The sequence below is a fragment of the Bradyrhizobium commune genome (genome assembly GCF_015624505.1).
GTDB classification, from domain to species: domain Bacteria; phylum Pseudomonadota; class Alphaproteobacteria; order Rhizobiales; family Xanthobacteraceae; genus Bradyrhizobium; species Bradyrhizobium commune.
Map to the genome: position 1 here is coordinate 4,737,282 of NZ_CP061379.1, position 13,375 is coordinate 4,750,656.

The 13,375-nt window shown below is 64.2% G+C and carries 15 protein-coding genes; 6 read left to right on the forward strand and 9 right to left on the reverse strand.

The genetic code is table 11. The features are described from left to right. The first annotated feature begins 148 nt into the window (after positions 1-148). The 6 genes from IC761_RS22450 to IC761_RS22475 all read left to right on the forward strand — a co-directional run bounded on the left by IC761_RS22450 (position 149) and on the right by IC761_RS22475 (position 5,706). Positions 149-1,021, forward strand: a complete 873-nt coding sequence (locus IC761_RS22450) for an NAD(P)-dependent oxidoreductase (protein WP_195798810.1) — start codon at positions 149-151, stop codon at positions 1,019-1,021. A 22-nt stretch (positions 1,022-1,043) separates the two neighbouring features. Then, positions 1,044-2,321, forward strand: a complete 1,278-nt coding sequence (gene nhaD / locus IC761_RS22455; RefSeq protein ID WP_195798811.1) for a sodium:proton antiporter NhaD — start codon at positions 1,044-1,046, stop codon at positions 2,319-2,321. A gap of 138 nt (positions 2,322-2,459) precedes the next feature. Then, the gene (locus IC761_RS22460) at positions 2,460-4,055 is read left to right on the forward strand and encodes a sensor histidine kinase (protein ID WP_195798812.1); all 1,596 of its coding nucleotides are present in this window, start codon (positions 2,460-2,462) and stop codon (positions 4,053-4,055) included. Between the two features lie 44 nt (positions 4,056-4,099). Then, on the forward strand, positions 4,100-4,303 hold the full coding sequence (locus tag IC761_RS22465) for a DUF1289 domain-containing protein (protein WP_195798813.1): 204 nt from the start codon (positions 4,100-4,102) through the stop codon (positions 4,301-4,303). 28 nt (positions 4,304-4,331) lie between these two features. Continuing rightward, on the forward strand, positions 4,332-4,886 hold the full coding sequence (locus tag IC761_RS22470; protein ID WP_195798814.1) for a TIGR02281 family clan AA aspartic protease: 555 nt from the start codon (positions 4,332-4,334) through the stop codon (positions 4,884-4,886). Positions 4,887-5,043: 157 nt separating this feature from the next. After that, the gene (locus tag IC761_RS22475; RefSeq protein ID WP_195798815.1) at positions 5,044-5,706 is read left to right on the forward strand and encodes an outer membrane protein; all 663 of its coding nucleotides are present in this window, start codon (positions 5,044-5,046) and stop codon (positions 5,704-5,706) included. A 57-nt stretch (positions 5,707-5,763) separates the two neighbouring features. On the opposite strand, the gene dusA is transcribed toward IC761_RS22475, so the two are convergent. The 9 genes from dusA to IC761_RS22520 form a co-directional block, all read right to left on the reverse strand. Then, positions 5,764-6,723, reverse strand: a complete 960-nt coding sequence (dusA, locus tag IC761_RS22480; RefSeq protein WP_195798816.1) for a tRNA dihydrouridine(20/20a) synthase DusA — start codon at positions 6,721-6,723, stop codon at positions 5,764-5,766. 179 nt (positions 6,724-6,902) lie between these two features. Then, positions 6,903-7,892, reverse strand: a complete 990-nt coding sequence (gene dhaK, locus IC761_RS22485; protein WP_195798817.1) for a dihydroxyacetone kinase subunit DhaK — start codon at positions 7,890-7,892, stop codon at positions 6,903-6,905. 40 nt (positions 7,893-7,932) lie between these two features. Further along, a complete protein-coding gene (locus IC761_RS22490) occupies positions 7,933-8,358 on the reverse strand; it encodes a hypothetical protein (RefSeq protein ID WP_195798818.1) in 426 nt (141 codons plus the stop codon). Continuing rightward, entirely contained in the window at positions 8,355-9,890 is a 1,536-nt protein-coding gene (gene ptsP, locus IC761_RS22495; protein WP_368367112.1) for a phosphoenolpyruvate--protein phosphotransferase, read from the reverse strand. Before ptsP ends, IC761_RS22490 begins: the two co-directional genes overlap by 4 nt. Positions 9,891-9,958: 68 nt before the next feature. Then, the gene (locus IC761_RS22500; RefSeq protein WP_195798820.1) at positions 9,959-10,273 is read right to left on the reverse strand and encodes an HPr family phosphocarrier protein; all 315 of its coding nucleotides are present in this window, start codon (positions 10,271-10,273) and stop codon (positions 9,959-9,961) included. Continuing rightward, a complete protein-coding gene (dhaM, locus tag IC761_RS22505) occupies positions 10,266-10,667 on the reverse strand; it encodes a dihydroxyacetone kinase phosphoryl donor subunit DhaM (protein WP_195798821.1) in 402 nt (133 codons plus the stop codon). Before dhaM ends, IC761_RS22500 begins: the two co-directional genes overlap by 8 nt. Next, a complete protein-coding gene (dhaL, locus tag IC761_RS22510) occupies positions 10,664-11,278 on the reverse strand; it encodes a dihydroxyacetone kinase subunit DhaL (protein WP_195798822.1) in 615 nt (204 codons plus the stop codon). The genes dhaM and dhaL overlap by 4 nt, the downstream gene beginning before the upstream one ends. Beyond that, positions 11,275-12,282 (reverse strand): ABC transporter ATP-binding protein, encoded by a 1,008-nt coding sequence (locus IC761_RS22515; protein ID WP_195798823.1) that lies wholly within the window; start codon positions 12,280-12,282, stop codon positions 11,275-11,277. The genes dhaL and IC761_RS22515 overlap by 4 nt, the downstream gene beginning before the upstream one ends. Further along, positions 12,275-13,372, reverse strand: coding sequence for an ABC transporter ATP-binding protein (locus IC761_RS22520; protein WP_195798824.1), 1,098 nt, complete (start codon positions 13,370-13,372; stop codon positions 12,275-12,277). The genes IC761_RS22515 and IC761_RS22520 overlap by 8 nt, the downstream gene beginning before the upstream one ends. Positions 13,373-13,375 lie beyond the last annotated feature (3 nt).

Below are 13,375 nucleotides of genomic sequence, written 5' to 3' on the forward strand. Positions count from 1 at the left end.
CTAGCACAGGCGGCCGCCAAACGAAGCCGTTGCCCTCCGGCCTCAAGGGTTTATGGTGCGCCCGTTCCCCTTCAAGCGGAACCTCAGGACCCCCGGCTGGCGACCCTCGCCCGGCTGCAACCGTAAAACTCAAGCTACGGACACACACATGGCTAAAGTCGCTTTCCTCGGTCTCGGCGTGATGGGCTTCCCCATGGCCGGACACCTCGTGAAAAAAGGGGGCCATGAGGTCACCGTCTACAACCGCACCGCGGCCAAGGCGAAGGAGTGGGCGGACCAGTTCGGCGGCAAGACCGCGGCGACCCCGAAGGCCGCGGCCGACGGCCAGGACTTCGTGATGTGCTGCGTCGGCAACGACAATGATCTGCGCGCGGTCACGATCGGCCCCGACGGCGCCTTCGCCGGCATGAAGAAGGGCGCGACCTTCGTCGATCACACCACCGCCTCCGCTGAAGTCGCCCGCGAGCTCGATGCGGCCGCGACCAAGGCCGGCTTCAAGTTCATCGACGCGCCGGTTTCCGGCGGCCAGGCCGGCGCCGAGAACGGCGTGCTGACGGTGATGTGCGGCGGCGCCGAAGACGCCTATGCCGGCGCCGAGCCGATCATCACCGGCGCCTATGCGCGGATGTGCAAACTGCTCGGGCCCGCCGGAAGCGGCCAGCTGACGAAGATGGTCAACCAGATCTGCATCGCAGGCCTCGTGCAGGGTCTCTCCGAGGGCATCCATTTCGCCAAGAAGAGCGGCCTCGACGTCGCCGCAGTGATCGAGACCATCTCGAAAGGCGCCGCGCAATCCTGGCAGATGGAGAACCGCTACAAGACCATGAACGACGACAAGTACGATTTCGGCTTCGCGGTCGAATGGATGCGCAAGGACCTCTCGATCTCGCTCGCCGAAGCCCGCCGCAACGGCGCCAATTTGCCGGTGACCGCGCTGGTCGACCAGTTCTATGCCGAGGTCGAGAAGATGGGCGGCAAGCGCTGGGACACGTCGAGCCTGCTCGCGCGGCTTAATCGCTGATGGCTGACGGATTGACCCCGCCTTGCTGATCGCGCTCGCCGCCATCTTTGTTGCCGCTTATGCGGCGATCGCGCTCGAGCATCCGATCGGGATCAACAAGAGCGCGTCCGCGCTGCTCGCCGCGGGCCTGCTCTGGACCATCTACGCCATGGCAACGGGCGACCCAACGCTGGTCGGCCACAAGCTCGACGAATCCGTCGCCTCGACCGCGCAGATCGTGTTCTTCCTGATCGGCGCCATGACCATCGTCGAGGTGATCGACGCACATGATGGCTTCGAGGTCATCACCGCGCTGATCCGCACCACGAGCCAGGTCACCCTGATCTGGCTGATCGGCTTCGTGACGTTCTTCCTGAGCGCGATCCTGGACAATTTGACGACCACCATCGTCATGATCTCGCTGATCCAGAAGCTGATCGCCCGCCGCGACGACCGCCTGCTGTTCGCCTCCCTGATCGTCATCGCGGCGAATGCGGGCGGCGCCTGGACCGTGATCGGCGACGTCACCACCACCATGCTGTGGATCGGCGGACAGATCTCGCCGCTGAAGATCATGAGCGCGGTGTTCCTGCCCTCGCTGCTCAATTTGCTGGTGCCGCTCGCCTTCATCAGCATCTCGCTCAAGGGCAAGACGATCGCGGCGCCGTCGAAGGACAACGGGCTGCTCGCGGTCGACCGGTTCGAGCGGAACCTGATGTTCTATCTCGGGCTCGGCACGCTGATCGCGGTGCCCGCGTTCAAGGCGGTGACGCATCTGGCGCCCTTCATGGGCATCCTGTTCGGGCTCGGCCTGCTCTGGCTGGTCGGCGAGATCATGCATCGCCACAAGGATGAGCATGTGCGCCAGCCGCTCACTTTGGTGCATGCGCTGACGCGGATCGACATGAGCTCGGTCGTGTTCTTCGTCGGCATCCTGCTCGCGGTCGCCTGCCTCGAACATGCCGGCCTGTTGTCCCTGCTGGCCAAATGGCTCGATGCCACGCTCGGCCGCCAGGAGATCATCGTCGTGGTGCTCGGGCTCCTCAGCGCCATCATCGACAACGTTCCGCTGGTGGCCGCGACCATGGGCATGTACGACCTCGCGCACTACCCGTCCGACAGCTTCATCTGGGAGTTCATCGCCTATTGCGCCGGCACCGGCGGTTCGATCCTGATCATCGGCTCGGCCGCGGGCGTCGCCGCGATGGGGCTCGAGCGGATCGAGTTCCTCTGGTACGCCCGCCGTATCGCAGTGCCGGCGCTCGCCGGCTATCTGGCCGGCGCGGTGGTCTATGTGGCGCAGCACGCGTGGCTGCATTGAACGGCGCCGGCCGGAACCAAATTAACTCCGGGTTAACGTAATTCTTTAGCTCCTTAAGTCACCTCTTAAGGATTTCTTGCCAGAGATAGACAATGCAGAAGGCCCGCGTCCGACGCGGGCAGGAATCGTTGTTGCTTGATGAGTAACCCCGCTGAAAAGCCTGAAGTTGTGCAGCTTCCGGCCGAACCGGTCAGCGCTCCGTCGGCGAGCAGCCGAAGGGCTGCGGCGCAGCGGGTGCGCGAGGCGCGCGACAAGTTAACGTCGACCAGCGGAACCCGGCCGGCGTTCGACGCCGAGCTGTTGCGCCAATACGCCCAGACCCGGCTGTCGGCCTCCTATGTCGTGATGCTGCTGGTGGTCGCCACCGGCGTGCTGTTCGGATTGTGGATGCAGCCGATCCCGGCCGCGGCCTGGACCGCCGGCATGCTTTGCATCCACGGCGCGATGATCCGCAGCTGCCAGCGTTTCCTGGCCGAGCCTGCCTCGCCCACTTCCGTGCGGGCCTGGCGCACCCGCTTCGTCGTGCTCGACCTGCTCTATGGCCTGTGCTGGATGGCGATCCTGATCCATCCCGTGCTCGACATGGTCACGGAAACGCTGATGATGTTCTTGATGCTGCTGGTAATCGCAGTATCGAGCATGCTCGCCGCCAACCTGCCGATCGCGGCCCTTGCCGCCACCGCGCCGGTCGCAGCCGCGATGGCGATGAGCTTTGCGATGAGCGGGTCGCTGGACAATTACATCCTGGCAGCGCTGGCGCTCGCGGCCGAAGGCTACTTCGTCTTGTTGGCACACCAGCTGCACTCCTCGACCTTCGCGACGCTGGAGGCGCGCGCGGAGAAGGACGCGCTGATCGGCGAGCTCGAGCAGGCCAAGGCGATCTCGGATGAAGCGCGCCATCGCGCCGAATCCGCCAACGTCGCCAAATCGCGCTTCCTCGCGCAGATGAGCCACGAGCTGCGCACGCCGCTGAACGCGATCCTCGGTTTCTCCGAGGTGATGAAGAGCGAGATTTTTGGCGCGCATGCCGTGCCGGTTTACAAGGAATACTCGGCGGACATCCATAATTCCGGCGTGCACCTGCTCAACCTCATCAACGAAATCCTCGATCTGTCGCGGATCGAGGCCGGCCGCTACGAGTTGAACGAGGAAGCGGTGTCGCTGGTCGGCATCGTCGCCGACTGCCATCATTTGATGAAGCTGCGCGCTTCCAGCCGCGGCATCACGATCCACGAGGTGTTCGAGCAGGCCATGCCGCGGCTCTGGGCCGACGAGCGCGCGATCCGCCAGGTGGTGCTCAATCTGCTCTCCAACTCGATCAAGTTCACCCCGCAGGGCGGCGATATCTGGCTCAAGGCGGGCTGGACCGCGTCGGGCGGACAATATCTCTCGGTGAAGGATTCCGGCCCCGGCATCCCCGAGGACGAGATTCCGGTCGTGCTCGCCTCGTTCGGCCAGGGCTCCAACTCGATCAAATCGGCCGAACAGGGCGCAGGCCTCGGCCTGCCCATCGCGAAGAACCTGATCGACCTGCATGGCGGCACGTTCACGCTGAAATCGAAGCTGCGCATCGGCACCGAGGTCATCGTCACCTTCCCGCCGGAGCGCGTGATGAGCGCGCTGGCGCCGCTGTCGGAGGACGCCCCGCCGCTTCAGCCTGACGTTGCCGCCGTCCCTGACGAGAAGCGCCGGCCGCGGCACAAGCCGATCATGAGCGCAGGCACGGGTTCCTAAACACATGCTTGCACACCTGCTCGACAATCCCCCACTATGTCCGGATGAGCAAAGAAACGCCGTGCGTCGCCGTCTGCATGATCGATCCCAAGACCAAGCTGTGCTTCGGCTGCGGCCGCACGCTGCCGGAGATCGCGCGCTGGCACGCAATGGAGAGCACGGGACGGCTCGCATTGATGGCGCTGTTGCCGGCGCGCATGGCGGACGCGGGATTGCAACCGATCGCGGGATCGCCCAAGCGCGCCTGAGCGGCCTGCGCGCATCCGGAGGCGCGCGATGATCCGCTTCCTGCTCGTTCTCCTCATGCTCGCCGGCACCGCCGGTGCCGTCGTCGCCTATGGCGATCCCGACCAGATCGCGCGCGCGAGCAACAAGGTCTCGCACATGTTCCGCGGGCAGAGCGCCGCGCCCGCCCCCGCCGTGCAGATCCAGCGCGGCCAGGGTGGCGAATTCGCGCTGCGCGCCAAGATCAACGGCGTCGCCGCGCCGATGGTGATCGACACCGGCGCGACGTCCGTGGTGCTGACCTGGGAGACAGCAAAAGCGATCGGGCTGCCGCTCGATATGCTGGAATATGACGTCGATCTCGAAACCGCAGGCGGCCACACCAAGGCGGCGCGGCTCACGATCGACCGGCTCGCCGTCGGCCATCTCGTCGAAAAGTCGGTGCCGGCCCTCGTCGTGCCGCGTGGCCTGATGAAGACCAATTTGCTCGGCATGAGCTTCCTCGACCGCCTGGAGAGCTGGGGCGTGCGTTCGGATACGCTGATGCTCACCGGTTATCCGGAGCTGCAAACGAGCCATCGCCGCCCACGCACGACAGTCGATTAACCGACATCACATCCGCAACGATCGCCGAACCTATACCAAGTGTGGCATTTCCGCTATTTACAAACCGCCTGGTCGGTTTATAGATAGCGCCATCCCGGTTAGGGGTTGGACAAGCGCTGCTCTCCGCCGGAAGCGGCCAAGTGGGAGATCGAGAGTCATGATTGCGAGAGCCGCCTTACACCGCGCGAAGTGCGCCCTGCCCCTTGCGACGGCCCTCGCCGCAGCCAGCGCGAGCGCTGCGGACCTGTCTCCGCGCTACGCAGCGTCTGCCTATACGGCGCCGCAGCCGGTCTATTCCTGGACAGGACTCTATGCCGGCCTCAACGCTGGCTACGCCGAGAGCAGCGACAATGCCGTCAACAATCTCGCAGGCGTCAGCGGCGGCAAGGTCAAGGGCGCCATCGGCGGCGTGCAGATCGGCTACAACTACCAGCTCTCGCCGATGTTCGTGGTCGGCATCGAGAATGATTTCGAGGGCGGAGACCTGAAGAACCACGACACGCTCAACAGCGCCGCGGTGAGCCTGCCCTTGTACATGACCGGCCGCGCCCGCGCCGGCATCGCGACGATGGATTCACGCCTGCTGTTTTTCGGCACCGCGGGTCTTGCCACCGGCGAATTGAAGGACGGCGGCCTCAACAAGATGAAGATGGGCTGGACCGCAGGCGGCGGCGTCGAATGGGCGTTCCTGCCGAAATGGTCGGCCAAGGCCGAGTATCTCTACACCGAGTTCAAGCACGACAACCTTCCGGACTGGAACGCCGCGAAATTCCACAGCTTCCGCGTCGGCGTGAACTATCATTTCGACCTGTTCCGCTGAGCCTGATCGACGAAGAGCCGGATCTTGCGTTCCGGCTCTTCTTCGTCGCGCGCGAAGCTAAGCGGCAGCCTCTGCCGGCGCACGCGTACCGACGTGCGCGATTGCGTCGCGCAACGCCTCGATGCCGGCGCCCTGCTTCACGCCCTGCTCTGCGAGATGACGGCGGAAGGCGCGCGCACCGGGCACGGCGTGGAAGGCGCCGACGAAATGCCGCGTGATCGCATGCAGCCGCGTGCCGCGCGCGAGTTGTTGGTCGATATACGGCATCATCGCCTCGAGTGCGCCCTGCATGGTCGCATGCGGCGCCGTCTCACCGAAGATGTCATCATCGACGGCGAGCAGCCGCCACGGCTCCTGATAGGCGGCACGGCCGAGCATCACACCGTCGACGTGGGCGAGATGAGCCTTCGCCTCGTCGATGCTCAGGATGCCGCCATTGATGATAACAGGCACGTCTGGCATCGCGCGCTTGAGCCGATAGACGCGGTCGTAGTCGAGCGGCGGGATGTCGCGGTTCTCCTTCGGCGATAGACCGTTGAGCCAGGCCTTGCGGGCATGCACGATCAATGCGTCGGAGCCCGCGGCGACTACGGCGCGCGCGAGCGTATCGAGCGCCATCTCGGGATCCTGGTCGTCGATCCCGATGCGACACTTCACGGTGACGGGTACGGTGACCGCGGCCTTCATCGCAGCGACGCCGGTCGCGACAAGCTCCGGCTCCGCCATCAGGCAGGCGCCGAAACGGCCGTCCTTCACGCGATCGGACGGGCAACCAACATTGAGATTGATTTCGTCATAGCCAAAATCCTCGCCGATCCGAGCCGCGAGCGCGAGCTGGCGCGGATCCGAGCCGCCGAGCTGAAGCGCCACCGGATGCTCGCTCGCATCAAACCCGAGCAGCCGCTCCCGATCGCCATGAATGACGGCGCCGGTCGTCAGCATCTCCGTATAGAGCAGCGCCCGCCGGGTCAGGTGACGGTGGAACACCCGGCAGTGCCGGTCGGTCCAATCCATCATGGGGGCTATGGAAAATTTCCAGCGTGAAATCAAAATCTTAGCCTGCGACGAGTGCGGTGCGATCGCTCTTGTAATACCGGTCTTGGGGTTTCGCAAATGCATCAAGCAGACGAGGCGCCGCAAGGATGACGCCGCGGGCCTCGACGCTATCCGCGCCGAGCGTTGAAATTTGGAGCCTGTCAGATCCCCCAACGCAGAGCTGCTGTCTGCACCGGGGCATCCCACAATCGCGTTGCGTTGCTATCGAGCACAGATACGGTGATCGAGACACCGGCCATGTCCAGAGATGTGACGTAGGAACCGGTCAGGAAACGCGTCGCCGTTATTCCTGCGCGATCCAAAATCCGCTTGGCGGCATTGACCATCAGATAAAGCTCGATCAAAGGCGTCGCGCCGAAGCCATTAACGAGAAGCACGACCTCGCTGCCCTTGCTGGGCTCGAGATCCTTCAGGATCGCTTCAACCAGCTCGGCGGCAATCGCATCGGCAGAAGCCAACGGCACCCTGCGACGACCGGGCTCGCCATGAATGCCGACGCCCATCTCCATCTCATTGTCGGGCAACGTAAAGTTTGGCCGTCCAGCCGCCGGTACGGTACATGGCAACAAGGCAACGCCCATCGAGCGTGTACGCCGATTGACCTCGTCGCCGAGAGCCTTAAGCGCCGCAAGGGACATCCCGGTCTCAGCCGCGGCACCGACCATTTTTTCCACGATCAATGTTCCAGCGACGCCGCGACGGCCGGTGGTGTAGGTCGACTTTTCGACCGCCACATCGTCGTTCGTCACCACGCTTGCAACCTCCCGGCCGGCCATCTCGGCTGCCATGGTGAAATTCATCACATCGCCTTCGTAGTTCTTGACGATGAACAGCACGCCAGCGCCGGTATCGACGGCTTCCGCAGCCTCGATCATCTGGTCGGGTGTTGGCGAGGTGAAGACCTGCCCGGGGCAAGCCGCGTCAAGCATGCCGAGACCAACAAAGCCCGCGTGCAGCGGCTCATGCCCGGAGCCGCCTCCCGAAATCAGAGCGACCTTGCCCGGCTTCAATTCGCGGCGACGCACGAATTTGCGCTCGGGACCGAGCTGAAGGAGATCGGCGTGCGCCGCAGCCAGGCCGTCCAGACTTTCTTCGAGTATCGTATCGGTGCTGTTGATCAGCTTTTTCATGAGCGTCCTCCCCGTCTGGTCCAGAGTTCAAATCAACGGCCTAACCCACGCTTTCTGCGAAACGCGTGAGCTGCGCGGCGAAATCCGCGATGAGCTGTTCCAGCGCACGATTCTTCTTGTCATCCCCGAGTTCGGGCACGGTCACCGAAATGATACGCGTGCGCGCTTCGCGGTGGGGTGCGCGCAGTCTCCCAGGATGGGCGCGGCCATACGCATCCAGAAACGCCGAACGCTCGGCGCTGGACAGATGGCAGATCTCGAAGATGACGGCGACATGCTTCGCAGGAATCGGCACCAGATAGGCCGGATTGGTGATCTGACTTATGAAGGAGCGATTCTTGCCCAGCGCGGCCGCAAGCTTCAGCCGCGTCCCCGAGGGCCTGTTGTCGAGCACCCGTCGCAGGATGACCTTGTATTCCGCGACGTTTTTGTCACCGGGCATGCCGTCGCCGACGTCGTCCTTCATGCATCAACCTTTGCGATAGCGGCCTTCAGCCGTGCGACGGCAATCGGCGACACCGAGAGAGTCGTCAGTCCGGTCGCGAGCAGCGCCCTCGTCAGATTGGTATCGGCCGCAGCGTCGCCGCAGAGCGAGACCTCGACACCACGCTTTAGCCCGGCCTCGACGGTCGCTTCTATCAATGCCAGCACGGCTGGATTGCCGGTATCGTTGAGGTCGGCGACCGCGCCAATGTCGCGCGCCGCCGCCATCGTGTACTGGGTCAGGTCGTTCGAACCGATGGAATAGAATGCAGCGGCGAAATCCACGGCGCGGAGCGCCGCCGCGGGGATCTCGACCATGATGCCGAGCGGCGGGCGAACACAGGCAATTCCTTTCGCATGGAGGGCTGCGAACTCCGCGCCAAGCATTTCGTTCGCGCGGTCGAATTCGGACGGGACCGCAACCATGGGCAACATCACTTTCAGCGTCCCGTGAACAGCCGCACGGCAAAGCGCGCGGAGTTGCACGCGAAACACCTCCGGCCGCGCCAGCGAGAGGCGGATCCCACGCAGACCGAGAAACGGATTGCTCTCGCCATCGACCGTCACACCTGCAATCGGCTTGTCTCCGCCTGCATCAAGCGTGCGGATCGTCACCGGCTTGCCCTGGGCCCAGACCAGAATATCCCGATAGACCCGGTATTGCGTTTCCTCGTCCGGCAGGCCGTGAGACGTCTCGAACAGGAATTCCGTGCGCACCAGGCCGATGCCGTCGCAAATCGCGGGATCGAGGTTCGCAAGATCCTCGGGCGCGGCGACATTGAGCAGAACCGCAATCCGCCGACCATCGGCAACAAAGGCAGGTGCAAGGCTGGCGGCTTCGGCGGCGGCCAGCGCAGTCCTTGCGGCCGTCATGCGGCGCTCAAAGAGCCGTACGGTCTCCGGCTCCGGATCGAAGATGACACGTCCTGCATCGCCGTCTACCAGCGCCAACGCCGGCGGCTGCCCTTTCCATGACAACGGGCCCAGCCCGACGACCATCGGCGCCCCCCGCGCCCGCGCCAACATGGCGACATGCGACGAAGGCGAACCACTGGCGAGCGCGATTGCGCCGCCTTGCGACCAGTCGGTCGCAAGGAAGACGGACGGCGTGAGGTCGTCAGCCGCAACAATCGAGCCACCGGCGATTCCGGCGACCGTGTCCACGCCGCCTAGATGCGCGAGCACGCGATCGCGGATGTCGACGATATCGACGGCGCGGGCACGGAAATATTCATCTTCGGCCGTGCGATAGCCCGCGATCTCTGCGTCGAGCGCCTGACGCCAGGCATGGTCGGCGGAGATCCCCGTCGAGATGACCTCATACGCCGCATCTGCCAGCGCCTCGTCTTCAAGCATGGCCGCCTGGAATTCGAGAATCTCCGCCGCCTCGCCCTGAATCGTCTTGATCAGCCCGGCAACCTCCCCCCTCGCGCCTTCAATGGCCGCTCGCAGCGCCGCCGCTTCCTGCGCGGGATCCTCGCTCGCAATTCTCCCGGCCACGGCCGCAGTCAGCATGGCGACCGGACCGATCGCGAGACCCGGCGACGCAGCGCGGCCAATGAGTTGGATCTCGCCCACCGCCGTCAAGCCTCGCCGAAACCGTCGTGTACAAGCGCAAGCACAGCCGCAAGCGCCGCCTCGCCGTCGGGCCCGGTGACGCGGAAGTACAGCGTCGCCCCCTGCGGCGCTTTCACGCGCATCACCTTCACCGGGCTTTTGGCGTCCGTCCAGGGACCGTCTCCGGCGAGGGCAAGCTCGATCTTTGCGACAAATCTCTTCGCGCACTGCGTGAGCTTGACCGATGGCCGCGCATGAAGACCGACTTTGTTGACGAGAACCGCCGAAGCGGTCAACGGCATCGAGGTCTCACCTGCCCGGCCGGCATGGGCATCATGCATAGAATTCCTCCGCGCTACGCTTGACGGCGGCAAGCGACGAACCACCCGAAGACTCCGTCGCCGCAATCACGGCCCCTTCGACCACCGGGGCATTGCAGACGACGACGCGCGCCCTGCGATCTTCGGCCAGCATTTCCACCGCCATCTCGGAATTTGTCTCCGCCCCACCAAGGTCGACGAGCACGGCTACGCCAGCCGGCGACCATACCGTCTCGATCGCCGCGAGGATTCCAGCAACATTCGTGCCGAGCCCTCCATCGACATCGCCGCCTGTCCAGGCCAGCGGCACTGCGTTGCCTACCATCTGGCGCACCATATCCGCGGCCCCTTCGGCTATCTTGGGCGAATGTGAAACGATGACGATTCCGACGTTTCCGCGATTTGGACTGTTCATGACCTTGCCTCGAATTCCAATGCTTTGATTGCGGCGTCGATCAACAGGGACGCTGAGCGCGAACCGGGGTCCATGTGACCGATGGAACGCTCGCCGAGAAACGAAGCCCGGCCACGAATGGCGAGCATCGGCATCGTGCGGTCGGCCGCTTGCATCGCTTCCGCAGCAATTGCCGTCGCATCGCCCCCGGCAGCCAACACCGCGTGCACGGGCACCAGAACATCCAGCAGGGTTTTCTGCCCCGCCTCCGAGCGCCCGCGTGCCTTCACGGCATTGATCGCCATATCCGTCGCCGCAACCAAATCTGCGCGTGTCGGCTGCTCCGGAAGCGCCTTGCCCAATTCCATGAAGAACGTACCGACCAGCGGCCCCGAGGCCCCGCCGACCTTCATGACCAGCGTCATTCCGATCGATTTCAGCATCTCAGGCAGGGACTTGTCCGCAAGCCCTGGCAATGTCGCGAGCACTGCCTCGAAGCCGCGCTTCATGTTCAACCCATGATCGCCGTCACCGATCGCCTGATCGAGACTGGTTAGTTCGTCGGCATGCTGGATCACCGCTTCCGCGAGCGCTCGCACCAGCTTTTCCCGGGAGGCTCGATCGAGACTCATGCCGCCACCCGCTTGCCCGCCGCATCGAAGAACAGCGGCTTGTTCAGCCGCAGCGACACCTCATCCCCGACGTCCAAAGTCACCTCGGGCTCCGCCAGTGTCACGACTGGTTGGCCACGGAGATCCAGGTGGAGATGGCTCTGGTCGCCGAGATGTTCGACCCGCGTGACCGTCGCCGACACGTCCCCGCCATTGCGCGTGATGGCCAGGTGCTCGGTACGGGCGCCAATGGTCCTGGCGCCTGAGGGCGCGCCGGCAAATAGATTGGCGGGCAGCAGGTTGATCATCGGCTGGCCAAGCCGCGCGGCGACATGGGCGTTGACCGGATTCTCGTAGATCTCGCGTGGTGTCCCGATCTGCATCAGTCGCCCGGCCTCCATCACGCCGATACGCGAGGCCATCGTCATCGCCTCCGTCTGATCGTGGGTGACGTAGAGAATCGTCGCGCCGAGATCGCTCTGAATGCGCTTGAGCTCGAGGCGCATTTCACCGCGGAGCTTGGCGTCGAGCGAGGACAGCGGCTCGTCCATCAGATAGATCGAGGGCGAGCGCACCAGAGCTCGGCCAATCGCCACGCGCTGCATCTGCCCGCCCGACAACTGCGTCGCCTTGCTCTGTAGCTTGCTTTCGATATGGAGAAGACGCGCAACCTCCTCGACCTTTGTTCGAATTTCGACCTCCGGCAAGCGACGGGTCGGCGCACGCAGTGCAAAGGCCATGTTCTCGAACACGGTCAGATGCGGATACAACGAATATTGCTGGAACACGAAAGCGACGTCGCGATCGGCCGGCGCGTCGCTGCTCACATCGCGTCCGCTGATGCGGATCGAACCGCTGTCGGGTGTCTCGAGTCCTGCGACCAGGCGCAGCGTCGTCGTCTTGCCCGTACCCGTCGGACCCAGCAATGCAACGAATTCGCCGTCTCCGATGGTGAGGGACAGGTCGACGACAGCCTCCGTCTCGCCAAACGCCTTGGAGACCGCCCTGATCTCGACTTCAGCCATGCGCGCCTCCCTCATGCAATGCGGTGCGGATCGCCCGGCCCGACCCCTGGTCGAAGATCGACAACGTGTCGGGCCGAAAGTCGAGCCCGACATTCGAACCGACTTGGAAGGAAAAGCTGGCCGGCGAGCGCGCCTTGAGCGCACCGTAAGGCGTCGTCACCGTCACAATCTGGGTGGTGCCGAGATATTCCGACCCGTAGACCTCACCCCGCACCATGCCCCGATCGGCAAAACGTACATGCTCGGGCCTGACCCCGAGCACAAGATCGCTCTCCGCCAACGCTTCTCGTGCGGTGGGGATAGCGACATCGCGATCGCCGAGCCGGACCGCCTGCGCGCCGGCTTCAAGACTGCCGCGAAACGGCAGAAAATTCATCGAGGGCGAACCGATGAAGTCCGCGACGAAGAGCGATGCGGGCCGGTCATAGATGTCGCGCGGGCTCGCGATTTGCTCGACCACGCCGTTGTTCATCACCGCGATCAAATCCGCCATCGCCATGGCTTCCAATTGGTCGTGCGTCACGTAAACCGTTGTCGCACCGAGCCGATCATGCAGTGCGCGCAATTCCTGGATCATCGCCTCGCGCATCTCGGTATCAAGCGCTCCGAGGGGCTCGTCCATCAGGAAACACTTTGGCTTGCGAACGATCGCCCGGCCAAGCGCCACGCGCTGCCGGTCGCCGCCGGTCAGCGTCGAAACCGACCGATCGAGGAGGTGAGAGATACGCAGGATCCGCGCGGCCTCCACCACCCGCCGGTCGCGCTCCGTGGCTCCGATTCCCTCGCATTTGAGCGGAAAGCCGATATTGCGCCGGACATTCATATGCGGATAGAGCGCAAACAGCTGGAACACGAAGGCAATGTCTCGCGCAGAGGCACGGTTCATCGTCACATCCTCGCCGCCGAGCCTGATGGTGCCCGACGTCGGCAATTCCAGTCCTGCAATCATGCGCAGCGTTGTCGTTTTACCGCAGCCGGATGGCCCGAGCAGGCAAAGGAATTGCCCGTCAGCAACCGTGAAGCTCGCGTCCCTGACCGCGTGAAACTCGCCAAAGGATTTGTTGAGCGCTTCGACCTTGATCTGCGCCATCCC

Bases quoted from the DNA above. Each gene is read 5' to 3' on its own strand.
- IC761_RS22450 (WP_195798810.1), top strand. From the start codon at position 149: ATGGCTAAAGTCGCTTTCCTCGGTCTCGGCGTGATGGGCTTCCCCATG.
- IC761_RS22460 (WP_195798812.1), top strand. From the start codon at position 2,460: ATGAGTAACCCCGCTGAAAAGCCTGAAGTTGTGCAGCTTCCGGCCGAA.
- IC761_RS22465 (WP_195798813.1), top strand. From the start codon at position 4,100: ATGAGCAAAGAAACGCCGTGCGTCGCCGTCTGCATGATCGATCCCAAG.
- IC761_RS22470 (WP_195798814.1), top strand. From the start codon at position 4,332: ATGATCCGCTTCCTGCTCGTTCTCCTCATGCTCGCCGGCACCGCCGGT.
- IC761_RS22475 (WP_195798815.1), top strand. From the start codon at position 5,044: ATGATTGCGAGAGCCGCCTTACACCGCGCGAAGTGCGCCCTGCCCCTT.
- dusA (WP_195798816.1), bottom strand. From the start codon at position 6,723: ATGATGGATTGGACCGACCGGCACTGCCGGGTGTTCCACCGTCACCTG.
- dhaK (WP_195798817.1), bottom strand. From the start codon at position 7,892: ATGAAAAAGCTGATCAACAGCACCGATACGATACTCGAAGAAAGTCTG.
- IC761_RS22490 (WP_195798818.1), bottom strand. From the start codon at position 8,358: ATGAAGGACGACGTCGGCGACGGCATGCCCGGTGACAAAAACGTCGCG.
- ptsP (WP_368367112.1), bottom strand. From the start codon at position 9,890: ATGCTGACTGCGGCCGTGGCCGGGAGAATTGCGAGCGAGGATCCCGCG.
- IC761_RS22500 (WP_195798820.1), bottom strand. From the start codon at position 10,273: ATGCATGATGCCCATGCCGGCCGGGCAGGTGAGACCTCGATGCCGTTG.
- dhaM (WP_195798821.1), bottom strand. From the start codon at position 10,667: ATGAACAGTCCAAATCGCGGAAACGTCGGAATCGTCATCGTTTCACAT.
- dhaL (WP_195798822.1), bottom strand. From the start codon at position 11,278: ATGAGTCTCGATCGAGCCTCCCGGGAAAAGCTGGTGCGAGCGCTCGCG.
- IC761_RS22515 (WP_195798823.1), bottom strand. From the start codon at position 12,282: ATGGCTGAAGTCGAGATCAGGGCGGTCTCCAAGGCGTTTGGCGAGACG.
- IC761_RS22520 (WP_195798824.1), bottom strand. From the start codon at position 13,372: ATGGCGCAGATCAAGGTCGAAGCGCTCAACAAATCCTTTGGCGAGTTT.